The sequence below is a fragment of the Serratia sp. PL17 genome (genome assembly GCF_017832355.1).
Classification (GTDB): Bacteria; Pseudomonadota; Gammaproteobacteria; order Enterobacterales; family Enterobacteriaceae; genus Serratia.
This window is the reverse complement of the sequence record NZ_JAFIBY010000001.1, coordinates 355,499-377,274: the sequence shown is the minus strand read 5'-3', so window position 1 is coordinate 377,274 and position 21,776 is coordinate 355,499. Positions and strand designations below refer to the sequence as shown.

The 21,776-nt window shown below is 53.2% G+C and carries 22 protein-coding genes and 1 other annotated feature; of the genes, 15 read left to right on the top strand and 7 right to left on the bottom strand.

Annotated elements, in window-relative coordinates:
- Nucleotides 1-3: 3 nt before the first annotated feature.
- Nucleotides 4-1,149, top strand: coding sequence for a PLP-dependent aspartate aminotransferase family protein (locus JOE25_RS01770; RefSeq protein ID WP_209632498.1), 1,146 nt, complete (start codon nucleotides 4-6; stop codon nucleotides 1,147-1,149).
- A gap of 85 nt (nucleotides 1,150-1,234) precedes the next feature.
- Here JOE25_RS01770 and JOE25_RS01765 read toward each other — a convergent pair whose 3' ends face one another.
- On the bottom strand, nucleotides 1,235-2,257 hold the full coding sequence (locus tag JOE25_RS01765; protein WP_209632497.1) for an isopenicillin N synthase family oxygenase: 1,023 nt from the start codon (nucleotides 2,255-2,257) through the stop codon (nucleotides 1,235-1,237).
- Between the two features lie 293 nt (nucleotides 2,258-2,550).
- Here JOE25_RS01765 and JOE25_RS01760 point away from each other — a divergent pair, with 293 nt between their 5' ends.
- On the top strand, nucleotides 2,551-3,207 hold the full coding sequence (locus tag JOE25_RS01760) for an HAD family hydrolase (RefSeq protein WP_209632496.1): 657 nt from the start codon (nucleotides 2,551-2,553) through the stop codon (nucleotides 3,205-3,207).
- A 106-nt stretch (nucleotides 3,208-3,313) separates the two neighbouring features.
- Nucleotides 3,314-3,934, top strand: a complete 621-nt coding sequence (locus JOE25_RS01755; protein ID WP_209632495.1) for a glutathione S-transferase — start codon at nucleotides 3,314-3,316, stop codon at nucleotides 3,932-3,934.
- A gap of 40 nt (nucleotides 3,935-3,974) precedes the next feature.
- Here the strand turns inward: JOE25_RS01755 and JOE25_RS01750 are convergent, their stop codons facing one another.
- Nucleotides 3,975-5,072 (bottom strand): PQQ-dependent sugar dehydrogenase, encoded by a 1,098-nt coding sequence (locus JOE25_RS01750; protein ID WP_209632494.1) that lies wholly within the window; start codon nucleotides 5,070-5,072, stop codon nucleotides 3,975-3,977.
- A 131-nt stretch (nucleotides 5,073-5,203) separates the two neighbouring features.
- On the opposite strand from JOE25_RS01750, the gene JOE25_RS01745 reads away from it, so the two are divergent.
- Both JOE25_RS01745 and corA read left to right on the top strand, forming a co-directional pair.
- Nucleotides 5,204-5,623, top strand: a complete 420-nt coding sequence (locus JOE25_RS01745) for a GNAT family N-acetyltransferase (RefSeq protein ID WP_209632493.1) — start codon at nucleotides 5,204-5,206, stop codon at nucleotides 5,621-5,623.
- Between the two features lie 11 nt (nucleotides 5,624-5,634).
- Nucleotides 5,635-6,615 (top strand): magnesium/cobalt transporter CorA, encoded by a 981-nt coding sequence (corA, locus tag JOE25_RS01740; RefSeq protein WP_209632492.1) that lies wholly within the window; start codon nucleotides 5,635-5,637, stop codon nucleotides 6,613-6,615.
- A 67-nt stretch (nucleotides 6,616-6,682) separates the two neighbouring features.
- Here corA and JOE25_RS01735 read toward each other — a convergent pair whose 3' ends face one another.
- From JOE25_RS01735 to JOE25_RS01720, 4 genes are all read right to left on the bottom strand, one after another.
- Nucleotides 6,683-8,335 (bottom strand): iron ABC transporter permease, encoded by a 1,653-nt coding sequence (locus tag JOE25_RS01735; RefSeq protein WP_245209736.1) that lies wholly within the window; start codon nucleotides 8,333-8,335, stop codon nucleotides 6,683-6,685.
- Between the two features lie 19 nt (nucleotides 8,336-8,354).
- Nucleotides 8,355-9,344, bottom strand: coding sequence for an ABC transporter substrate-binding protein (locus JOE25_RS01730; protein WP_209632490.1), 990 nt, complete (start codon nucleotides 9,342-9,344; stop codon nucleotides 8,355-8,357).
- A gap of 19 nt (nucleotides 9,345-9,363) precedes the next feature.
- Complete coding sequence (locus JOE25_RS01725) at nucleotides 9,364-10,053, bottom strand: ABC transporter ATP-binding protein (RefSeq protein ID WP_209632489.1); 690 nt, start codon at nucleotides 10,051-10,053, stop codon at nucleotides 9,364-9,366.
- Between the two features lie 276 nt (nucleotides 10,054-10,329).
- Nucleotides 10,330-11,154, bottom strand: coding sequence for an SDR family oxidoreductase (locus JOE25_RS01720; RefSeq protein ID WP_209632488.1), 825 nt, complete (start codon nucleotides 11,152-11,154; stop codon nucleotides 10,330-10,332).
- 229 nt (nucleotides 11,155-11,383) lie between these two features.
- On the opposite strand from JOE25_RS01720, the gene hisL reads away from it, so the two are divergent.
- The 10 genes from hisL to JOE25_RS01670 all read left to right on the top strand — a co-directional run bounded on the left by hisL (nucleotide 11,384) and on the right by JOE25_RS01670 (nucleotide 19,462).
- Nucleotides 11,384-11,431 (top strand): his operon leader peptide, encoded by a 48-nt coding sequence (gene hisL / locus JOE25_RS01715; RefSeq protein WP_101495319.1) that lies wholly within the window; start codon nucleotides 11,384-11,386, stop codon nucleotides 11,429-11,431.
- Nucleotides 11,407-11,533: a sequence feature (His leader region), on the top strand. (Overlaps the previous gene by 25 nt.)
- Nucleotides 11,534-11,603: 70 nt before the next feature.
- The gene (hisG, locus tag JOE25_RS01710) at nucleotides 11,604-12,503 is read left to right on the top strand and encodes an ATP phosphoribosyltransferase (protein ID WP_012006049.1); all 900 of its coding nucleotides are present in this window, start codon (nucleotides 11,604-11,606) and stop codon (nucleotides 12,501-12,503) included.
- 4 nt (nucleotides 12,504-12,507) lie between these two features.
- Nucleotides 12,508-13,815, top strand: a complete 1,308-nt coding sequence (gene hisD, locus JOE25_RS01705) for a histidinol dehydrogenase (RefSeq protein ID WP_209632487.1) — start codon at nucleotides 12,508-12,510, stop codon at nucleotides 13,813-13,815.
- Nucleotides 13,812-14,900 (top strand): histidinol-phosphate transaminase, encoded by a 1,089-nt coding sequence (gene hisC, locus JOE25_RS01700; protein WP_209632486.1) that lies wholly within the window; start codon nucleotides 13,812-13,814, stop codon nucleotides 14,898-14,900. Before hisD ends, hisC begins: the two co-directional genes overlap by 4 nt.
- Nucleotides 14,897-15,964, top strand: coding sequence for a bifunctional histidinol-phosphatase/imidazoleglycerol-phosphate dehydratase HisB (gene hisB / locus JOE25_RS01695; RefSeq protein ID WP_209632485.1), 1,068 nt, complete (start codon nucleotides 14,897-14,899; stop codon nucleotides 15,962-15,964). Before hisC ends, hisB begins: the two co-directional genes overlap by 4 nt.
- The gene (hisH, locus tag JOE25_RS01690; protein WP_209632484.1) at nucleotides 15,964-16,554 is read left to right on the top strand and encodes an imidazole glycerol phosphate synthase subunit HisH; all 591 of its coding nucleotides are present in this window, start codon (nucleotides 15,964-15,966) and stop codon (nucleotides 16,552-16,554) included. Before hisB ends, hisH begins: the two co-directional genes overlap by 1 nt.
- Before the next feature lie 5 nt (nucleotides 16,555-16,559).
- The gene (gene hisA / locus JOE25_RS01685; protein ID WP_209632483.1) at nucleotides 16,560-17,297 is read left to right on the top strand and encodes a 1-(5-phosphoribosyl)-5-[(5-phosphoribosylamino)methylideneamino]imidazole-4-carboxamide isomerase; all 738 of its coding nucleotides are present in this window, start codon (nucleotides 16,560-16,562) and stop codon (nucleotides 17,295-17,297) included.
- Nucleotides 17,279-18,055, top strand: coding sequence for an imidazole glycerol phosphate synthase subunit HisF (gene hisF, locus JOE25_RS01680; RefSeq protein ID WP_209632482.1), 777 nt, complete (start codon nucleotides 17,279-17,281; stop codon nucleotides 18,053-18,055). The genes hisA and hisF overlap by 19 nt, the downstream gene beginning before the upstream one ends.
- Entirely contained in the window at nucleotides 18,049-18,663 is a 615-nt protein-coding gene (gene hisIE / locus JOE25_RS01675; RefSeq protein ID WP_209632481.1) for a bifunctional phosphoribosyl-AMP cyclohydrolase/phosphoribosyl-ATP diphosphatase HisIE, read from the top strand. Before hisF ends, hisIE begins: the two co-directional genes overlap by 7 nt.
- A 157-nt stretch (nucleotides 18,664-18,820) precedes the next feature.
- Nucleotides 18,821-19,462 carry a hypothetical protein gene (locus JOE25_RS01670; RefSeq protein WP_209632480.1) on the top strand — a complete coding sequence of 214 codons (642 nt, stop codon included), beginning with the start codon at nucleotides 18,821-18,823 and terminating at the stop codon, nucleotides 19,460-19,462.
- 83 nt (nucleotides 19,463-19,545) lie between these two features.
- Here JOE25_RS01670 and JOE25_RS01665 read toward each other — a convergent pair whose 3' ends face one another.
- On the bottom strand, nucleotides 19,546-21,759 hold the full coding sequence (locus JOE25_RS01665; protein ID WP_209632479.1) for a glycosyltransferase: 2,214 nt from the start codon (nucleotides 21,757-21,759) through the stop codon (nucleotides 19,546-19,548).
- Nucleotides 21,760-21,776: the final 17 nt, after the last annotated feature.

Sequence of the window (21,776 nt, the reverse complement as noted above, 5' to 3'; positions counted from 1 at the left end):
TGTATGGCCAAGTTTGATACGTTGACCGTTCATGCCGGCTACACGCCGGACGCTACCGGTGCAGTAATGCCTGCCATTTATGCCACGTCCACCTATGCCCAGCCTGCACCGGGCGAGCATACAGGTTATGAATATTCACGCAGCGCCAACCCAACGCGTACCGCATTGGAGAACGCCATTGCTGAACTGGAAGGCGGCAGCCGCGGTTATGCCTTTGCTTCTGGCCTGGCAGCCTGCTCGACGGTGTTGGAATTGCTCGATCAGGGTAGCCATTTGGTGGCGGTTGACGACTTATATGGCGGTACCTACCGCTTACTGGAGAAGGTGCGTAGCCGGACAGCCGGCCTGCGCGTCACCTATGTTTCCCCGGCGGATCTTTCCGCGTTGGAGCAGGCAATCGAACCGGATACCAAAATGATCTGGGTAGAAACGCCGACTAACCCTCTGCTGAAGCTGGCCGATCTGAGCGCCATCGCCACGATCGCTAAAAAACACGGTTTGATCAGCGTGGCGGACAACACCTTTGCCTCACCTTACATTCAGCGTCCGCTGGATCTTGGCTTTGATGTCGTCGTGCATTCCGCCACCAAATACCTCAACGGCCACTCCGATGTGGTAGCCGGGGTCGCTGCAGTGGGGAACAATCCTGAGCTGGCCGAACAGCTCGGATTCCTGCAAAACGCGGTGGGCGGTATTCTCGATCCGTTCAGCAGTTTCCTGACGTTGCGCGGCATCCGTACGCTGGCACTGCGCATGGAGCGCCACAGCAATAGCGCCTTACGCATCGCCCAGTGGCTGGAAAGCCAGCCCCAGGTAGAAGACGTTTACTATCCGGGTCTGCCGAGCCACCCGCAGCACGCACTGGCGACAAAGCAGATGAACAGCTTTGGCGGCATGATTTCAGTACGGTTGAAAGGCGACGACGCCTATGCGCGCCGGGTGATCAAACGCTCACATCTGTTCACGCTGGCAGAAAGCCTGGGCGGCGTGGAAAGCCTGATCAGTCAACCATTCAGCATGACCCACGCGTCGATTCCGTTGGAACAGCGGCTGAAAACGGGCATCACCCCGCAGTTGTTGCGCCTGTCGGTAGGGATTGAAGATGCGGAAGATCTGATTGCCGACCTGAAACAGGCTCTGGCCGAGTAATCTCCGTTCCATACACGTCATAGGGGGGCGAACACCTGTTCGCCCCCCTTTAATCCGTTGGGCGCAGCATGTGGCCCACCGACTACTAGGTTACAACGTCCTGATAATAGCGCTGCGCTACATCGGGGTGAGAGCGAATTCGTCCCTTCAGGTAGTTAAACCCCACATCGCGCAATAGCGGATTATGCGGATCGCTGACCGGGCCGCGTGCCTCGGCGGCCAGATGCGCAGGCAGTTGATACAGTGGCACCACAGCGTCAAGTCGCGCCCCCAGGAAGAAAGCGATCGACAGACGATCGCTCCCCGCCGGCGGCGTTTCCACGCGATGTACCGTGGCGCGTAGATAACCATTGGTCGCCAGCTCCAACAGTTCGCCGATGTTGACCACAAAGGTGTCTTCACGCGGTTCCGCGTCCACCCAGCGCCCTTCTTCAATTTCAACCTGCAGGCCTTTCTGCCGGTCCTGCAGTAAAAAACTCAAAAAGCCAGAGTCCTTATGGGCACCGACTCCCTGCCCGCTGGTGGTGGCCTCACGCCCCGGATACCGTATCAATTTGATATGTTCATTGGGTTTGTCGCCGTAAAGCGAATCAAATGCGTGCTCCGGTAACGACAGGGCTAACGCGAAGGCGCGCAATAATCGCAGCGACATTACCGTCATCACCTGCTGCCATTGCAACAGTAACGGCTTCAGTTCAGGCAAGGCTTCAGGCCATTGATTCGGCCCTTGTAAACGCGCCCAACGCGGCGTTTCATACGCCAATTCCAGCGCAGGACGCTCCGCACCGATGTCGAACTGTTCACGCCAATCCGGTTGCCCCCGCGTCAGTTCGTCCGCAGCGCGGTTATAGCCGCGAAAGTGCGGCGAACGCACCATCTGAACCGCCAATTTGTCGGCGTCCGGCAAGGCAAAAAACTGCCTGGCACGCTGTTGCAGCTGCACATTTAGCGCGCTATCAATGCCATGCCCACGCAGATAAAAAAAACCTACGTCGCGTGCCGCAACACGCAGATTGTCAAGAAATGCCTGCCGCTGACGCGCATCACCGTCAAGCTGCGAAAGATCCAGCAGCGGCAGCGTCTTCAACGTCAGTGGTGGTCGTATCATTATCTTGTTCCTCATCATCGTTCCCGACAAAGATCGGGCCGGTATAAAGGCGAATTATCAGCATCTTTAACTCCTGGATGGCCAGTGCATTACCCTATAGTTACCACCCGGCCAAAGATGCGAGCCAATATTGTTGCGTTCTAAGTTATGCAAACGTTCAACAAAGTGTCGCAAAACCGTCATCAATGTTTCTTATGCTCTGCGCAATTTCATTGTCGCCACTGGCTGGCGGCCAACGGTATCCGCTATTCTGTATACACCTCTTTCCCTCCCTGCCTGCCGGAGAAATACTGATGGATTTAGCCTTATTCGACCTGGACGAAACCCTGATTGATGATGACAGCGCCAGCCTGTGGATCCGCTGGCTGGTCGCCGAGGGGTTTGCGCCGGCAGAACTGGAACAGCAGGAACAGCAGCTCATGCAGCTCTATTACCAGGGAAAGCTATCCATGGAAGACTACATGCAAGCCACCCTGGCACCACTGACCGGCCTGAGTACCCAAACGGTAGCCGGTTGGGTACAGCGTTATATCCGTCGCGATATTCTGCCTCGCGTCTATCCAGCAGCCCGTGAACGGATGTTGTGGCACCGTGAACGCGGTGACTGCATTCTGGTCATTTCCGCCACCGGTGAACATCTGGTGGCACCGATTGCCGCACAGCTCGGTGCTGATGGCGCACTGGCGATTGGTGTCGAAGTGCAAGACGACCGCTTCACCGGCAACACCTACGGCACCATGACTTACCAACAGGGCAAAGTGACCCGTTTGAAACAGTGGCTGGCAGAACACCCGGAATTGATCTTTGAGCACAGCCACGGTTACAGCGACTCACTTAACGACAAAGCCATGTTGCAATATGTCGACAGTGCTACGGTGATCAACCCGGACAGTGAGCTCAACGCACTGGCGCTGGAGCATGGCTGGGAAGTTTGTCGCTGGGAGCGCTGAATGTGTCGACCACGCTGGCAAAAAATGCCTTCTGGTGTGACAAACGCTGAATTGTGGCGTACGAATAACTACTTAGGTTGATTAACCCACGTAAAAGAGGCGTTCTATGCTGACCATTTGGGGTCGTGAAAATTCAAATAACGTCAGGAAAGTGCTGTGGTGCGCCGCAGAGCTGGAGCTGAATTACAGCCATATCAATGCCGGCGGCGCATTCGGTAAGGTAAACGATGAACTCTACCGTTCATTGAACCCGAATGGCCTGGTGCCGCTGCTGCAGGACGATGACTTCGTGCTGTGGGAATCCAACACTATCGTTCGCTATCTGGCAGCGAAGTTTGGCAATGAACCTTTTTACCCGCAGGATCTGCAAGCGCGCGCCAGTGCAGAAAAATGGATGGACTGGACCACAGCCACCATTGTCAGCCACTTTAGCGTTGTGTTCTGGGGAATGGTTCGCACCAAGGCGGAACTGCGTGACATGGCGAAGATAGAAGCGGCAATCGCCACATTGGAAAAGCATTTCGACATTGTGGAAGAAACCCTTGGTCGCCAGCCTTACCTTTCCGGTGAGTCCTTCGGCATCGGCGACATCCCGCTGGGTAGCTTTGCTTACGCCTGGTTCTCCATGCCGATTAAGCGACAATCTCGTCCAAACATGGAGCGCTGGTATCAGCAACTCACAGAACGCCCGGCCTATCAGCGCGGTGTCATGAGCGAGTTAACCTGAGTTTCCCCCGCCCTGCAACTGCAGGGCGCCATCATTACGCCTACAGCCCGACCCGCAACAACTTGCCGTCGCTCGAATCGGTTAGCAGGTAAAGGTCGCCGTCAGGCCCAACCCGCACCTCACGAATGCGCTCGCCGCGATCTTCCAGCAACCTTTCTTCAGCGATCACGTTGTTCCCCTGTAGCGTCAGCCTGATCAGGGCTTTCTGAGCCAGCGCACCCATGAACAGCGAATGCTGCCAGGCAGGGAAACGAGGTGAGTCGTAGAATGCCATGCCGCTGACGCCCGGCGACACCCGCCAGTAATGCAAGGGCTGTTCAGTACCCGCGATCTTCTGTCCTTTAGCCTCTGGAATAGCCAACCCAGAGTAATTGATGCCATAGGTGGCTATCGGCCAGCCGTAGTTTTTCCCCGCCTGCGGAATATTGATCTCATCGCCACCCCGTGGGCCGTGTTCACTCTCCCACATCACCCCGCTCCATGGATTCAACGCCAGCCCCTGCGGATTACGGTGGCCATAGGACCAGATTTCCGGCCGTTTGCCCACCTGACCAACAAACGGATTATCTGGCGGTACAGCCCCGTCGGCAGTTAACCGCACCACCTTGCCCTGTAGCTTGTCCAAATCCTGTGCCGTCGGCCGCTGATTATTCTCACCCAACGCAATAAACAGATAGCCCTGGCGATCAAATGCCAACTTGCCGCCAAAGTGATTACCGATCGACAATTTAGGTTGCTGGCGGAAAATCACCGTGAAGTTCTCCAATCGTTGGCGATCGATGCTTAACTGCCCATAACCCACCGCGGTCCCTGCCTTACCGTCTTCACCCACTTCGGCAAAGCTGAGGTAGATTCGTCTGCTATCGGCAAAATCAGGCGCTAACAGCACTTCCAGCAGCCCACCCTGGCCTTCGGCATACACCTGAGGCACACCGGTAATTGGCGCGGACAAACCTTTATCCTGTTGCCACAGCCGCAGGCGGCCCGGTCGTTCTGTGATTAACATGCCCTGCTCACCGGGCAAAAATGCCAGCGACCAAGGGTGCTCCAATTTATCCTGTAATGGCGTGACCTTCAGCGCAGCATGCAGCAAACCGCTGAATAACAGCAGTGCCATCATCGTCGTGACTCTCCGCATGGCATCCTCCTGAATAGAAACGGGTCCATTCAGTGTAGTCCAGCAGACCACTTGCAACGTTTGTTTTAATTTTCAATATGTTGTCTTTTAGCCAGACTGTGCTTAAGTTAACGGGTAAACAAGGAGGATGTATGCACATTACCGTAACCGATTCACTCAGCGAAGAAGTCCTCGACGCCATCAGACAGGGGCTACGCGCCCACAATAGCCCGTACATTGATCCCACTCAGCGCAAGCCGCTTGCTGTCTACAGCCAAGATGAGGCCGGCCAGGTTATCGCCGGCGTGACGGCGGAAACGTGGGGTAACTGGTTAAGCGTTGACTGGTTGTGGGTGGCGGATTCGCAACGGGGTAGCGGGTTGGGCCGTAAAGTTCTGTTGGCGGCGGAGCAAGAAGCGCTTGCACGTGGCTGTCGTTATGTCCGTTTAGATACGTTCAGTTTCCAGGCGCGCCCTTTCTACGAGAAGCTCGGCTATCAACTGCGGATGACGCTGCAAAATTACCCGACAGAGCATGAATGCTACTTTCTTACCAAAACATTGACTGAATAACAGGTGACCTGATGGAAACCACAACCATGGTTGTGAACTGCGTGGCATACAAAGCCGGTAAACGGCTAGGTGAAGTGACCATTGACGACATCAGTGAGGTAGTGAAACAACCGGATACCTTTGTCTGGCTCGGCTTATGGCAGCCGGAAGACGCCTTCATGCGCAAGGTGCAGGAAGAGTTTGGGCTGCATGACCTGGCTATTGAGGATGCGTTGTGCGCCCACCAGCGCCCGAAACTTGAAACCTACGGTGATTCATTGTTTATCGTGGTTAAAACCGCACAGTGGGGTAAAGACGAAGTCGAGTACGGTGAAACACACTTTTTCGTGGGCAAGAATTTCCTGATCACGGTACGCCATGGTGCATCCCCCAGCTACGCGCCAATTCGTGCCAAGGCTGAAGAAAACCATAAACAAATGTGCCGCGGGCCGGGTTTTGCATTGTACTCAGTGATGGACTTTGTGGTGGATAACTACCGCAGCGTCGTGGCAAGGTTCGAGGCAAATATCGAAGCCATCGAAGCCAACATGTTCAAGTCAGAGTTTGACGAGGCTGCCATTGAGAACGTTTATACGCTGAGGCGACACCTGCTGGCCCTGCGCAATGCGGCAATGCCAATGGAGGAGATCTGCAACCAGCTTATTCGCCTGCATGAAGAGGTGATCCCGAAAGAACTGCGCGCCTATGTGCGTGACGTACAGGACCACGCGCGCCAGGTTGTCAGTAACATCGACGACATGCGCGAAATGCTGACCAACGCGATGCACGTCAATCTGGCCCTCGTCACCGTGAAACAGAATGAAGTCGTGAAACGGCTCGCCGGCTGGGGGGCAATTCTGGCAATTCCAACGGTAATATTCAGTTTGTATGGGATGAACTTCGCCAATATGCCGGAACTGAAGTTCCCCTGGGCCTATCACACGATTCTCGGGGTGACCGCCGTCGGCTGCTTCTTCCTGTATCAGAAGCTGAAAAAATCCGGCTGGCTCTAGCCAATAACGGGGCTGTTGTACACAGCCCCGCTTTCACAGCGTCATCGGGTCAGTTCACCACCGCCGGTCAGCCGCTATGCCGTTGATGCAGCCTCATGGCCAGCAACATCACCGTTAAGCTCAGCACCACCGCGACACTCGCCATCGCCATACCATCCCCTACCGAGCCTTGTTCAAATTGACGCCAAACAAAAACAGACACTGTCTGTACGCCAGCCGGAGACAGCAGCAACGAGGTCACCAACTCCCGCACCGAGACGGCAAACACCAACATCGCTGCCGCCAACAGGCTGGGAAACACCAAAGGTAACATGACCCATCGCAACGCTTGCAGCGGCGAAGCGCCATGCACACGAGCCGCGGCCTCAACGTTGCCACCAATCTGACGCAGTGCCGCACTGGCATAGCGCACCGGATAAGGCAACAGCACACAGCTGTAAGCAAGCAGCAAGATGCCCCAAGTGTTATAAGGTGACAACGGCCAAAAACTGCGATTCCAGGCCAGAATCAACCCCACTCCAACAACGATACCTGGCAATGCCGCCGGCAATAATGACAGTACATCAATCAGCACGGCGCCGCGTACGCGTTTGCCGACCACCAACCATGCGGCCAGAAAACCGACAACCCCGGTCAGCAATGCCGCCCCTAACGCCAGTGACAAGCTGGTACTTAACGCTGAAAAGGCATCGTTGTCCGGCTCAAACAATGGGGTGAAATGCCCTAGCGTAAGGTTGCTCCACGATACCCCACCAGAAAGCGTGGCGGAAAAAGCCGTAACCAACATTGACGCCAACGGTAACCCCACCGCCAGTAATGCCACTATGCTAAACAACATGACAACCGACCAACGCCAGCGTCCGAGCGATCGTACCGATATCGTGATCGGTTTTCCCGTGGTGGTTTCTACTTGCATCGACCCAGCAATGGCGCGTTGTAACCAAAACGCGCTCAATGCTAACCCGACCAAAATCAACGATAATATTGCCGCACCCGTCAGGTCGATAGGCCAATCAGCCAGACGTTGTTCGATACCCGACGTCAGCACCAGGACACCCGCTCGCGCGCCCAATGCTGCCGGTACGCCGTATTCCTCTATCGCTAACGTAAAGGCCAGCAGCACGCTGGCCGCAATAGCCGGAGCAGCCAGTGGCAAGCTAATACGCCAAAATGCACGCCACGGCCCGGCACCATGCACACGCGCGACTTCCGCCAGCCTGGTTCCCGCTGCCGCCATGCTGCGGGAAACGGCAAAATACACCACCGGGAAGATATTCAGCGACATCACCAGGATCACCCCCGGGAGTGAGAACAACAGTCCACTTAAGCGTATTGGCAGTAATTGCTCCAGATAACCACTGGGTTGCAATGCCAACATCCATGACAACGCCGCAATGTAAGGCGGGAGCAAAAAAGGGATCAGAAACAGCAGATCCCACAATCGCGCATAGGGCAATGCAAACAGCCCCCGCAGCGCGCCAAGCAGTATACCCAGTGCAGCGCTGACCAAGGCTACGCCTCCGCCAACACACAGCGTGTCGCTCAGTTGCCTGAACAACGTCGAGTCCGCCAATAACGCGGGAAAAGCACTGAAAGGCTTCGCCAACGATCCCTGCGCTAATGCTGGAAATACGGCTTGCAACAGCACAAATAACATTGGCATGGCGACCAACAACAACAAAACGACCACCGTGGTGCCAGGCAGCAGCGCACGCTTCATCATTCCACCTGCACGCAATTTATCGTTGCCCAAAAAGCGTGGCGAAACGATCGAGCACGGCTGAACGTGAGCCCGCTGGAGTGTCCCCTTGTGGTAACAACGTGAGTGTTTTAAACAGCGGACGTTTGGCATCAATATCTTGTCGTGCAGGCATTAACCACGCATCCGCTACCGCCCGTTGCCCCTCCGGAGACAGAACATAGTCGATAAACGCCCGCGCCTGATCGGCATGTTGAGTCGACTTCAGGATCATCATCGGTCTTGGCGCAATAACCGTACCGCTCGATGGGAAGATAACTTTGATCGCTTCACCTTCCGCCATGCTGTTATAAGAGACGTAGTCCACCGCACCGAACACTGCCGCTTTAGCACCCTGTAATACCGGTGTCAGCGCTTGCGCATTCGGCCCAGCAATGATGGCACCGTTGGATTTCAAGCTTTCAAACAGTTGCCAGGCCTGTTCGCCTTGGGCGTGTTGCAACCCCAACAGCAGATCAAGGGAAGCACCAGAAAGCGCAGGATCGGGCGTAGTGACCTTGTCTTTAAACGCTGGCTGCGCCAGATCGCGCCAGTCTTTTGGCTCCGGCGTACCACTGTTACTGTTCCAGACAATCCCCAGGGCCGAGATCCCCTGCGCCACGTAGGACGGCGTTTTAAACTGCGCCGGAACTTCCGCTGCATTAGGGCTCTGATAATCCAATAACCACCCCCGTTGTTGCAGATCCGTCGCGGTATCCCAGGAGGCAGAAATCAGTACATCCGCCCGCGGATTCGCCTGTTCGGCTTCTAGGCGCGCCATCACCTTTCCTGTGGTGGCCTGGAAAATATCAACCTTGACCCCACTTTGCTTTTCATAACCGGTAGCCAGTTTCTTGGCCAACGATCCGGGTCCTGCGGTATATAGCGTCAACGCTTGTGCGCTGTTGCTCATCATGGCGAAGGACAATGCCATAGCTAGGGCGACTCCTGTGTTTGCAATACGGCCTGAAATACGTTGTTGAAAGAACATGTTATTTATCCTTAAGCCATTAGAGGGAGGTAATTTCAGCAATGCGCCCGCCAGCCATATGCACCACGCGATTCGCCAACACCGCCGCTTCATTGCGATCGTGAGTGACGTACACCGCAGTGGTGCGCAGCTGGCGTAGAAGAGAGGCCATTTCATGGGACAAAGATTCACGCAGGTCGCGATCCAGATTTGAAAGCGGCTCGTCAAACAGCAGTACCTTCGGTTCTGCGACAATTGCCCGCGCCAGCGCGACGCGCTGCTGCTGCCCCCCTGATAATTCGGCTGGGCGTCGATCGGCCAAATCCACTAAACCGACGCGATCCAGTGCGGCCAGCACCCGTTGCTGACACTGCGACCGTTCAATAGCACGCATTTTCAGGGGGAATGCCACATTCTGCATCACGCTCATATGCGGCCACAGGGCGTAATCCTGGAACACCATGCCCAAATTGCGTTGTTCCGGTGGCAGGTTGTAGCGCGCGTCGGCCACCTTCTGCTCACCAAACGAAATGCTGCCCTGTTCCGGCTGCAACAATCCGGCTAGCAGCTTCAGTAAGGTGCTTTTTCCACAGCCGGAAGGCCCCAATAGCGCCAGCGTGTACCCGGCGGGAATGGTCAAATCGATTTGTTGCAGGATCGGTTGGCCCGCTATGCGATAACACAACCCTGATGTGGTAATGGATACCGGCCCGCGTGCGTCATTGCTCATGACAACCGCCGCAATGCTCGGGCCGCAGAGAACAACGTGGCTGGATAAATAACGTAGATAGCGGACCCCAAACTTCAGTTTGAGAGAGATACCGGCATGGGGCAACCGCCCGCACCATTGGCAGGAAATGCATTAATAACATGGGTCATCCTCTTTGGGACTTTATATCGGAAAAGCGATTGTAGGCAGGAGGTAAGACGATTGAGTTACAGTATGAAGACGCTCAGATGACAACATAAAAAAATGCCCCGCGATCGGCAGGGCATGTTCAAACGATTAATTTAGCGGCATACGCGCAGGGTCGGGATATTGATACTCAAATCCGAGTTCATTGCTGATGCGGCTACCGTCGACCAATCGCCCGTCTTGCTCAGCTTCGGCGGCGAACTGCGGCGGCGTCAGGTGTAACTGTTCAGCCAATGCCGGGTAAAACTCGCGTTTTGTCGGGTGGCCCGGCGCACATAAGTTATACACGTGGCCACCCTTCGGTAATTTCAGTAACAGTTGGATGGCAGCGATCACATCGTCCTGATGCACCAGATTGACCCCTTGTGAGCCCCCCTTGACATCGACTTTGCCAGCGAGAAAACGCCCTGGATGGCGATCAACCCCCACCAACCCCGCCAAACGCAAAATATCCACTGAGGTATTGGGTAATTCATGCAGCCAGCGCTCCAACTCGGCCAACACTTGCCCCGACGGTGACACCGGTTTCAGCGGAGAATCCTCACGTACCGTACCCGTGGTTTCACCGTACACCGAGGTTGAACTGGTAAACAGGATGCGTGGCACACCGAATGCCATTGCGCTGTCCACCAGCATGCGCACCGCATTAAAGTAGTTCTCGCTGCCTTCAACCGTGCGACGGGCTGGCAACGTTATTACCAGCGCGTCAACGCGCAGCAGCGGCTCCAAATCGTCCGGTTCGCAAATCAGCTCTGGCGTCATTTCCAACTGATAGCATTCAATGCCGCTCATCCGCGCGGCTTCAACGCCGTCTGGCGTCGTTTTACTGCCAACAACGTCAAAACCACGGCTCATCAGCGACAAGGCCAACGGCATCCCCAGCCAGCCCAAACCAATAATGGCGACCTTTTTCATTATCTTCCTCTCTTGAAGATTGCAGCGCTTTGCCCGTTAAGGCTACGCCACTCCGTAGGGTGATACAATCTACTCTGCTTAAGCTTAGGTAAAGTCGCGTCTGGCTAATAACTCAACCTGTTTCAATAAATTAAATTTATGACGATAAAAAAGGGTTGCGCGACAGACAGCGGATAGTTTAGGTTAATTAGCAATTGAGTTTGTAGCGACTTTATACAGAGAAAACACCATGACACGCATTCAGTTCAGCCACCATCATCACCATCACCCTGACTAGTCTTTCAGGCGATGAGTGCTGGAAGACGGTTTTTTAATCTTCCAGTGGCGCGCAGAATGCAAGAGAGAGCCCTCGGAAGATTTCTTCCGAGGGTTTTTTTTTGGCTCCGGACAGACAGAAAAAATAATTTTTAAAATAAATTCATAAATTTACAGATTAAACAGAGGTTACCATGCTGGACAAAACACGTTTACGGATAGCAATGCAGAAATCGGGCCGCCTGAGTGATGAATCCCAGGAGTTGCTGGCGCGCTGTGGGATCAAAATTAACCTGCAGCAACAGCGTCTGATTGCCTTCGCGGAGAATATGCCGATTGATATCCTGCGCGTACGTGACGACGACATCCCGGGCCTGGTGATGGACGGCGTGGTTGATCTGGGCATTATTGGTGAGAACGTGCTGGAAGAAGAGCTGCTCACTCGCCGCGCCCAGGGTGAAGACCCGCGCTATTTCACTCTGCGTCGCCTGGACTTCGGGGGTTGCCGCCTGTCGCTGGCTACCTCACTCGACAGTGAATACACCGGCCCACAGAGCCTGCAAGATGCTCGTATCGCCACCTCTTACCCGCACTTGTTGAAACAGTACCTCGACAAGCAAGGCGTGCGTTTCAAGTCCTGCCTGTTGAACGGTTCAGTCGAGGTCGCACCGCGTGCTGGCTTGGCCGATGCGATCTGTGACCTGGTTTCCACAGGGGCTACGCTGGAAGCCAACGGCCTGCGTGAAGTTGAAGTCATCTATCGCTCGAAAGCCTGCCTGATTCAACGCGACGGCGAAATGCCCGAAGCCAAACAGCAATTGATCGACCGCCTGATGACCCGTATTCAGGGTGTGATTCAGGCGCGCGAATCCAAGTACATCATGTTGCACGCCCCGAGCGAGCGTCTGGACGAAATCGTCGCGCTGCTGCCGGGTGCCGAACGCCCTACCATCCTGCCACTGGCCGGTGCGCAAAACCGCGTCGCAATGCACATGGTGAGCAGTGAAACTCTGTTCTGGGAAACCATGGAAAAACTGAAAGCGCTCGGTGCCAGTTCGATTCTGGTGTTACCTATTGAGAAGATGATGGAGTAACGCCATGCCGAACTTCAATACTCTGGTCAAATGGGCAGACTGCAGCGCCGAACAGCGCACAGCGCTGTTGATGCGCCCGGCGATGTCCGCCTCGGACAGCATCACCCGCACGGTGAGCGACATTCTCGACAACGTGAAGGCCAATGGCGATCAGGCGCTGCGTGAATACAGCGCCAAATTTGATAAAACAGAAGTCGGTGCGTTACGCGTCACTGCCGAGCAGATCGCCGCAGCAAGCGCGCGTCTGGGGGACGAGATCAAGCAGGCAATGGCAATAGCCGTTGCCAACGTGGAAACCTTCCACAATGCGCAAAAGCTGCCGCCGGTTGATGTAGAAACCCAGCCAGGTGTGCGTTGCCAGCAGGTAACCCGCCCGATCGATTCGGTTGGTCTGTATATTCCCGGCGGCTCTGCCCCGCTGTTTTCTACCGTCTTGATGCTGGCGACACCGGCACGCATCGCCGGCTGCCGTCGCGTGGTGTTATGTTCCCCACCACCGATTGCCGATGAAATTTTGTATGCCGCACAACTTTGCGGCGTGACGGAAGTGTTTCAGGTCGGTGGCGCACAGGCAATTGCTGCCATGGCATTCGGCACCGATTCGGTGCCGCGTGTGGCGAAAATCTTTGGCCCGGGCAATGCTTTTGTCACCGAGGCCAAGCGCCAAATCAGCCAACGTCTGGACGGGGCAGCCATCGATATGCCAGCCGGCCCTTCTGAAGTACTGGTGATCGCCGATGCTGGTGCGACCCCGGCATTCGTTGCCTCTGATCTGCTGTCACAAGCGGAACACGGCCCGGACTCACAGGTGATCCTGTTAACACCCGATGCCGCAATGGCGCAGGCCGTGGCTGAAGCAGTAGAACAACAACTGGCGCAATTGCCGCGGGCTGAAACAGCACGGCAAGCGCTGGCCAGCAGCCGATTGATCGTCGCTAAAGATTTGGCCGAATGCGTGACAATCAGCAATCAGTATGGCCCGGAACACCTGATTATTCAGACTCGCAACGCCCGCGCCCTGGTCGACAGCATCACCAGCGCCGGTTCGGTGTTTCTCGGTGACTGGTCACCGGAGTCTGCCGGTGATTATGCGTCCGGCACTAACCACGTATTGCCGACCTATGGTTACACCGCCACCTGTTCGAGCTTGGGCTTGGCGGATTTCCAGAAGCGCATGACGGTGCAGGAGCTTACGCCGCAGGGCTTCATGAATCTGGCTGCCACCATTGAAACGCTGGCCGCCGCCGAACAGTTGATTGCCCACAAAAACGCCGTAACCCTGCGCGTTGCCGCACTGAAGGAGCAAGCATGAGCATTGAAAATCTGGCACGCGCCAACGTTCGCGAGCTGATCCCGTATCAATCAGCCCGCCGCTTGGGGGGGAACGGCGACGTGTGGTTGAACGCCAACGAATACCCGATCGCCCCGGAATTTCAACTGACCGCGCAGACCTTTAACCGCTACCCGGAGTGTCAACCGGCGCGGGTAATCGAGCGCTACGCCGATTACGCCGGGGTTAAAAAGGAACAGGTGCTGGTCAGCCGCGGCGCCGATGAAGGCATTGAGCTGTTGATACGCGCATTTTGCGAGCCGGGTAAAGACGCCATCCTGTTCTGCCCACCGACCTACGGGATGTACGCCGTCAGCGCTGAAACCTTTGGCGTGGAGCGTCGCACCGTGGCGGCCAAGCAGGATTGGCAACTGGATTTGCCCGCCATCGCCGACAGCCTGGACAACGTTAAACTGATTTACGTCTGCAGCCCTAATAACCCGACCGGCAACCTGATCGACCCGAACGATTTGCGCACTCTGTTGGAAATGGCCAAAGGCAAGGCAATCGTCGCGGTTGACGAAGCCTATATCGAATTCTGCCCGCAGGCCAGTGTGGCTGGCTGGCTGAGCGACTACCCGCACCTGGCTATTCTGCGTACCTTATCCAAAGCCTTTGCGTTGGCCGGTTTACGCTGTGGTTTTACCTTGGGTAATGAAGATCTGATCGCCCTGCTGCTGAAAGTGATCGCCCCTTATCCGCTGTCTACCCCGGTCGCAGATATCGCTGCGCAAGCGCTCAGCACCGAAGGCATCCGCGTGATGCGTCAACGGGTTACAGAGATCGCCGCAAATCGCAGTGTGCTACAGCAGGCGCTGCAAAACTGCGCCTGCGTCGAGCAGGTTTTCACCAGCGACAGTAATTACCTGCTGGTACGTTTCACCGCTTCAAGTAATGTGTTTAAAACCTTGTGGGATCAGGGCATTATCTTAAGAGACCAAAATAAACAGCCCGGGTTATCCGGCTGCCTGCGTATTACGATAGGCACCCGTGATGAATGCCAACGCGTGGTTGACGCGCTGTCTGCCCTGCCCGGCGCCAACAAGACTCGCCAGGAGCCAATGTGAGCCAAAAAATCCTCTTTATTGACCGTGACGGTACGTTGATTGCCGAACCACCAGAAGACTTCCAGGTTGATCGTCTGGATAAGCTTGCGCTGGAGCCGGACGTGATCCCTTCACTGCTGGCTTTGCAGCAGGCCGGTTATCAGCTGGTGATGATCACCAATCAGGATGGGCTCGGCACCGCCAGTTTCCCGCAGGAAACCTTCGACCCGCCGCACAACCTGATGATGCAGATCCTCAGTTCGCAAGGCATTCACTTTGACGATATTTTGATTTGCCCGCACCTCCCTGCGGACAATTGCGACTGCCGCAAGCCGAAAACCGCGCTAGTGAAGGGCTACCTCGAGCCTGGCGTGATGGAAACGGCCCATTGCTATGTGATCGGCGATCGGCCAACCGACGTGCAGTTGGCCGAAAACATGGGTATTCAGGGATTGCGTTATCAACGTGAAACGCTGGGTTGGAAGGAGATCGTTCGCCAGTTGACCCAGCGTGATCGTCACGCGCGAGTTAACCGTGTAACGAAAGAAACCCAAATAGACGTCAATGTCTGGCTGGATCGTGAAGGTGGCAGCAAGATCAAAACGGGCGTTGGCTTCTTCGACCACATGCTGGATCAGATAGCCACCCACGGCGGTTTCCGCATGGATATCGATGTGAAAGGCGATCTGTATATTGACGACCACCACACGGTAGAGGATACCGGGCTGGCACTCGGCGAAGCATTAAACAAGGCGCTGGGCGACAAACGCGGTATCGCACGCTTCGGCTTTGTATTGCCGATGGATGAATGTCTGGCGCGCTGCGCACTGGATATCTCCGGGCGTCCGCACCTGGAATATAAGGCCGAGTTCAACTACCAGCGTGTTGGCGATCTCAGCACCGAAATGGTCGAGCATTTCTTCCGCTCATTGTCCTACACCATGGGCTGCACGCTGCACCTGAAAACCAAAGGCAAAAACGACCATCATCGCGTCGAAAGCCTGTTTAAAGTGTTTGGTCGTACGCTGCGCCAGGCAATCCGCGTAGAGGGCAACACCCTCCCGAGCTCGAAAGGAGTGCTGTGATGAACGTGGTGATTTTGGACACCGGCTGCGCCAACCTGTCTTCGGTCACCTACGCGGTGCAGCGGTTGGGTTACCAGCCAGAGGTGAGCCGTGACCCGGAGATCGTATTGCGTGCCGACAAGCTTTTTCTACCCGGCGTCGGCACCGCGCAGGCTGCCATGGATCAGTTGAAACAGCGCGAGTTGATTGAACTGATTAAGGCCTGTACCCAGCCGGTGTTAGGCATTTGCCTCGGTATGCAGTTGCTGGCAAAAAGCAGCGAAGAGAACGGTGGCATCAATACGCTGGGCATTATCGATACCCCGGTGGTACAGATGACCGACTTCGGCCTGCCGCTGCCGCACATGGGCTGGAACCAGGTTTCTGCTCAGGCAGGCCATCATCTGTTCCGCGGCATCGAAGACGGTGCTTACTTCTACTTCGTTCACAGCTATGCGATGCCGATATGCCCAAGCACCATCGCCCAGGCGAACTACGGCGAGCCCTTCACCGCCGCCGTGCAAAAAGACAATTTCTTCGGCGTGCAGTTTCATCCAGAGCGATCTGGCGCGGCCGGTGCGCAACTGTTGAAAAACTTTCTGGAGATGTAGGCAGCATGATTATTCCGGCTTTGGACTTGATCGACGGCAACGTGGTGCGTTTGCATCAGGGCGATTACGGCCAGCAACGCGACTATGGCAACGATCCGCTGCTGCGTTTGCAGGACTACCAACAACAAGGTGCGCAGGTATTGCATTTGGTCGATCTGACCGGTGCCAAAGATCCTACTGCACGCCAGATCCCTCTGCTGCGCAAACTGCTGGCAGGCGTTAATGTGCCGGTGCAAGTTGGCGGCGGCATTCGTAATGAACAAGACGTTTCTGCTTTATTGGAGGCCGGTGCCTCTCGCGTAGTGATCGGCTCTACCGCGGTAAAACAACCGCAATTGGTGCAAGGCTGGTTTGAACGTTACGGCGCTGATGCCATGGTGCTTGCGCTGGATGTACGCATCGATGCCGACGGCACCAAACGCGTAGCCATCAGTGGCTGGCAAGAAAACTCTGATGCCACGCTGGAACAGGTGGTTGAACAATTCCTGCCTTATGGCCTGAAGCATGTACTGTGCACCGATATTTCCCGTGACGGTACACTGGCCGGCTCCAACGTCGCACTGTACCAGGAAATCAGCCAGCGGTATCCGCAGATCGCCTTCCAGGCGTCCGGCGGCATCGGCAATCTGGACGACATTGCCCAGCTACGTGGCAGTGGCGTTGAGGGTGTGATTGTAGGGCGTGCCCTACTGGAAGGTAAGTTTAGCGTTGAGGAGGCTATCGCATGCTGGCAAAACGGATAATCCCCTGCCTGGATGTTAAAGACGGGCAAGTCGTAAAAGGCGTGCAGTTCCGCAACCACGAAATCATCGGTGACATCGTACCGCTGGCGCAGCGCTATGCGCAAGAAGGCGCAGATGAACTGGTGTTTTACGACATTACCGCGTCCTCCGACGGCCGGGTTGTGGATAAAAGCTGGGTATCACGGGTAGCAGAAGTGATCGATATCCCGTTCTGCGTCGCGGGTGGCATCAAAAGTCCGGAAGATGCTAGTCAGATCCTCTCTTTCGGCGCCGACAAGATTTCTATCAACTCTCCGGCGTTGGCTGACCCGACATTGATTAGCCGTCTGGCGGATCGTTTTGGCGTGCAATGCATTGTTGTGGGTATTGATACCTGGTTTGACAGCGAAACCGGCAAGTATCACGTCAACCAGTACACTGGCGATGAAAGCCGTACCCGCGTCACCCAGTGGGAAACCCTGGATTGGGTTAAAGAAGTGCAAAAACGCGGTGCCGGCGAAATTGTACTGAATATGATGAATCAGGATGGCGTGCGCAACGGTTACGATTTGGAACAGCTGCGACAGGTACGGGAAGTCTGTAAGGTGCCGTTGATCGCCTCTGGCGGCGCGGGCACCGTGGAGCACTTCCTGGAAGCGTTCCGTGATGCGGACGTTGATGGCGCGCTGGCTGCGTCAGTATTCCACAAACAAATCATTAATATTGGCGACCTGAAAAGGTTCCTGGTCGAACAAGGCGTGGAGATTCGCGTGTGTTAACAGAACAACAGAGAAACCAGCTGGACTGGGAAAAAACCGACAACCTGATGCCCGCTATCGTGCAGCACGCCGTCTCCGGCGAAGTGTTGATGCTCGGTTATATGAACCAGGAAGCCCTGAGCACGACGGAGCAAAGCGGCAAAGTCACTTTCTTCTCTCGCACCAAACAACGGCTGTGGACTAAAGGGGAAAGTTCCGGGCACTTCCTCAATGTGGTCAGTATCACCCCGGACTGTGACAACGATACGCTGCTGATTTTGGTGAACCCGATCGGCCCCACCTGCCACCTGGGTAACACCAGTTGTTTCTACCCAGCCAACAGCGATTGGGGTTTCCTCTATCAATTGGAACAACTCTTGGCTGAACGCAAGACCGCCAGCCCAGACAGCTCTTACACGGCAAGTCTGTACGCCAGCGGCACCAAACGCATCGCGCAGAAAGTGGGCGAAGAAGGCGTGGAAACCGCGCTGGCCGCCATGGTAAACGATCGTGAAGAGTTGACCAACGAAGCTTCTGATCTGATTTATCACCTGTTGGTGCTGTTGCAGGATCAGGATTTGGACTTGAGCAAAGTGATTGGCCGGCTGCGCGAGCGGCACCAAAAGTAATTACCTATCGTCTTCGAGGCACGATTTTTTCGTGCCTCAACGCTTCCAATATTTGACTACGCCGTTTACCGTCACATTTTAACACCTTTTTTTTCAAAAAAACCGTTTTGATCCTATATTTAAGCTGACATTTAAATAACACGTTAGGATTGATGATATGGAAAACGAAAAAATTTCATGCTTTGAAAGCATGGGTGACAATTGTGAGTTCGGTTTTTATCTTCGGTCAAAAGGCATTGAAAGTGGTAGTTTATTCCGTTGGTCGCTAATAAAGGATCACCAGGATGTTTTAAATTTAATCGTCGGTGATTTTGATGGATTTTATAGACTAGACAACCTTCAACCCACCTGGAGAAATATGTTGGTTGACAATGCGAACGGCGTTATTTTCCACACAGAACTATACAGTCATCAAATAGAAGGGAATTGGTTTTTTGAAGGTGACAATAAAGAAATAAAAGAAAAATACTTGATAGAAAAAGAGAAAATAGATTATTTAGTCAACAAGTTCAGAACATCACTAAAAGAAGGAAATCGTGTTTTCGTTATCAAAAAAAATAACAATCAGGTTGACATGTCTGTTATCAGGCAACTAGCAGATAAACTTAATCAGTTCGGGAAAAACAAAATACTGGTAGTGTTTCAAAGCGATGATGTCAACAAGCAAGGCACGATAGAACATAATGATGATAACGTGCTAGTTTCCTATATTGACCGATTTGCCGACTATAGCCAAGCAGATAATATTTCTATCGAGGGATGGGATAAAATAATTAATAATGCTATCGGCATTCTTTAGGAAAGAATAAAAGAACGGTTTCTGAGAATGTGTTTAAGACTGTAAATAAAAAACGCCGCAATATGCGGCGTTTCCTTTTAGATTTAACGTCTCCGAAGAGTATTAAAAATTTTACGGCCAACTCGATAGAAAAAACCTTTCTTATTCACAGCAGAAAACAGGGCATTGAAGCGATCGTGAGCCCAACCATCTCTCTGCTGGGAGATTAGGTAATCGAGTTTCTCATTGATCACACCAATTTCTGCTGAACCATTAACATTCGGGTTACTGCGGTAGAAAGCCAAATCACGTTCCAACCGATTGATCTTATCCATAAAGGATGGAATCAACCCCATCGTATATTGGATCTGATTATCAGGAGACATGAATGGGCGATAACTACGGAAGTTATTCTTACCCTTATTCCCACTGATCAACATACCGCTGTTAGCGACGCGGTACCAGAATAAGGCTTCAGGCACCAACTGAATTTTATGCCCTGCCAAAGCTACACGGCAGAAGAATTCCCAATCTTCGTGACCAATACCATAATCTTCAGTAAAACCACCAACGTTGTCGAAGACGCTCTTTCTAATCATTGCATTCGCATCACCAAAACAGTTTGCGAAGCTAGCCACATTTAGATCCGCACCTAGCGGAAGCCAACAATCTTTCATCTTACGGAATGGTGATGGGAATTCATCGCCATAAATCAAATCGCTTGGCGTAGTCAGCAAATCGCAACCTGAGTGAATGGCTGCGCGTACGAATGTTTCAATCTCATACGGTTTAGCCACATTATCGTCATCCATGAAGATTAAATACTCACCAGATGCATGTTTCGCCGCCAGATTTCTTGCTGCTCCCAAGTAATTATTGGAGCTTTTTATAATCTTCCATCCCTTAGCCATAAACTCTTTATTTAATAGATCAAGGTAGCGTCGGGATTCATCTTTAATACTACCATCATCGACGAGAATAACTTCAAAATTCGAGTACGTTTGTGTTTTTAAAGATGCAATAGCTTGTTGCAGCAGGTGACTTCGATCGTGGTGCACCAGACATACACTGACTAGTGGCTCCTGATTTACATCAACAGAAGGCCCACTTCTTTCGAAAGACTCATTAAATTTACTAACCCACGATGTTTTAATTTCCTCAACATCCTGTACCAAATTCGATTTAATCGTGAGGTTTAATAACCTGAAAATAATCTTCTGATAAAGTGAACTCGGTGTCGGGTCAAATATAATATCAGAATGATTTTCTTCAGGAATAAGCTCTTTAATTCCTCCTACAGACGAGGAAATAAAGTTCACTCCTCCGATCAAGCACTCATAGACCGTGTAGGGTGAGTTTTCCACCAAAGAAGGGATAATGACAAGAGCATTGTCTTTTTTAATATAGGCATCTGCTTGACTACGATCATAGTCGGTAATGATATTTACTTTAGTATCAAGCGAATCTGTTTTGTTTCTAATATGCTCAATAGAGTTGAAACCTTCAGCCACAACCCCTTTTCCCATGAATGTAATGGCAGATATTTTAGCCACTTCATCTTCTTTTAGGTTATGCAAAGCTCGGAGGAAAATATCTAACCCTTTACGCGTTTCCAGGCGACCAAAGAAGATTAGCTCAATGCCTGAAGCCGATTTCCTTGCGTTTTTGGGAACGATCTCGTCATCAGTTGGGCTGATAGAAAATGGTTCACAGTTGAGAATAACCTGACTCGAGGCAGGAAGCACCCATTTCTTATCGCGCATCCAATCCAAAAGATAGTGCGAAGGGCTAATAATCTCATCTGCCATTTCAACGACCTTTTGCTCCATGAAATAAAGTTCCATGTGATTTTGGTCGTAAGGAAGTTGATAGTTTCCTTCATCAGCCCACAGTGTCGAACTGTGTGTATTAATGATGAATTTAGTATCGGCAAAGAACAGCCCCTGTTCTTTAGCTAAAAGCGTATAATAAAGGTCGGCTTGCCATTCACAAGCTATCACTACGTCATAATGAGCGCTTTCGCAGCCCTTCATCCATTCGTAAATGTTATAGCTTTTCCTTCTGAAATACGGCGCATCAATATTTATTTCTTTCAATGGGGGAAGAACCATCAATTTAACATTATGTCCTTCATAGATTTCAACCCAATGATCTATTTTTCTTTCGCCAGATTCTGAATAATCACCGCAGGTATACAGCACCTCAACATCAAAGCCTGATTTCGCCATATTCACAGCTAGTGAGGTAAAAGCTGTTCCAATTCCTCCATTACGGATTGGACCTTCAATATCAGGAGTAACTATAAGAACCTTTTTCATTAAAAACTCATCCTTTT

Bases quoted from the DNA above. Each gene is read 5' to 3' on its own strand.
- JOE25_RS01770 (WP_209632498.1), top strand. From the start codon at position 4: ATGGCCAAGTTTGATACGTTGACCGTTCATGCCGGCTACACGCCGGAC.
- JOE25_RS01765 (WP_209632497.1), bottom strand. From the start codon at position 2,257: ATGATACGACCACCACTGACGTTGAAGACGCTGCCGCTGCTGGATCTT.
- JOE25_RS01760 (WP_209632496.1), top strand. From the start codon at position 2,551: ATGGATTTAGCCTTATTCGACCTGGACGAAACCCTGATTGATGATGAC.
- JOE25_RS01755 (WP_209632495.1), top strand. From the start codon at position 3,314: ATGCTGACCATTTGGGGTCGTGAAAATTCAAATAACGTCAGGAAAGTG.
- JOE25_RS01750 (WP_209632494.1), bottom strand. From the start codon at position 5,072: ATGCGGAGAGTCACGACGATGATGGCACTGCTGTTATTCAGCGGTTTG.
- JOE25_RS01745 (WP_209632493.1), top strand. From the start codon at position 5,204: ATGCACATTACCGTAACCGATTCACTCAGCGAAGAAGTCCTCGACGCC.
- corA (WP_209632492.1), top strand. From the start codon at position 5,635: ATGGAAACCACAACCATGGTTGTGAACTGCGTGGCATACAAAGCCGGT.
- JOE25_RS01735 (WP_245209736.1), bottom strand. From the start codon at position 8,335: ATGAAGCGTGCGCTGCTGCCTGGCACCACGGTGGTCGTTTTGTTGTTG.
- JOE25_RS01730 (WP_209632490.1), bottom strand. From the start codon at position 9,344: ATGTTCTTTCAACAACGTATTTCAGGCCGTATTGCAAACACAGGAGTC.
- JOE25_RS01725 (WP_209632489.1), bottom strand. From the start codon at position 10,053: ATGAGCAATGACGCACGCGGGCCGGTATCCATTACCACATCAGGGTTG.
- JOE25_RS01720 (WP_209632488.1), bottom strand. From the start codon at position 11,154: ATGAAAAAGGTCGCCATTATTGGTTTGGGCTGGCTGGGGATGCCGTTG.
- hisG (WP_012006049.1), top strand. From the start codon at position 11,604: ATGCTGGACAAAACACGTTTACGGATAGCAATGCAGAAATCGGGCCGC.
- hisD (WP_209632487.1), top strand. From the start codon at position 12,508: ATGCCGAACTTCAATACTCTGGTCAAATGGGCAGACTGCAGCGCCGAA.
- hisC (WP_209632486.1), top strand. From the start codon at position 13,812: ATGAGCATTGAAAATCTGGCACGCGCCAACGTTCGCGAGCTGATCCCG.
- hisH (WP_209632484.1), top strand. From the start codon at position 15,964: ATGAACGTGGTGATTTTGGACACCGGCTGCGCCAACCTGTCTTCGGTC.
- hisA (WP_209632483.1), top strand. From the start codon at position 16,560: ATGATTATTCCGGCTTTGGACTTGATCGACGGCAACGTGGTGCGTTTG.
- hisF (WP_209632482.1), top strand. From the start codon at position 17,279: ATGCTGGCAAAACGGATAATCCCCTGCCTGGATGTTAAAGACGGGCAA.
- JOE25_RS01670 (WP_209632480.1), top strand. From the start codon at position 18,821: ATGGAAAACGAAAAAATTTCATGCTTTGAAAGCATGGGTGACAATTGT.
- JOE25_RS01665 (WP_209632479.1), bottom strand. From the start codon at position 21,759: ATGAAAAAGGTTCTTATAGTTACTCCTGATATTGAAGGTCCAATCCGT.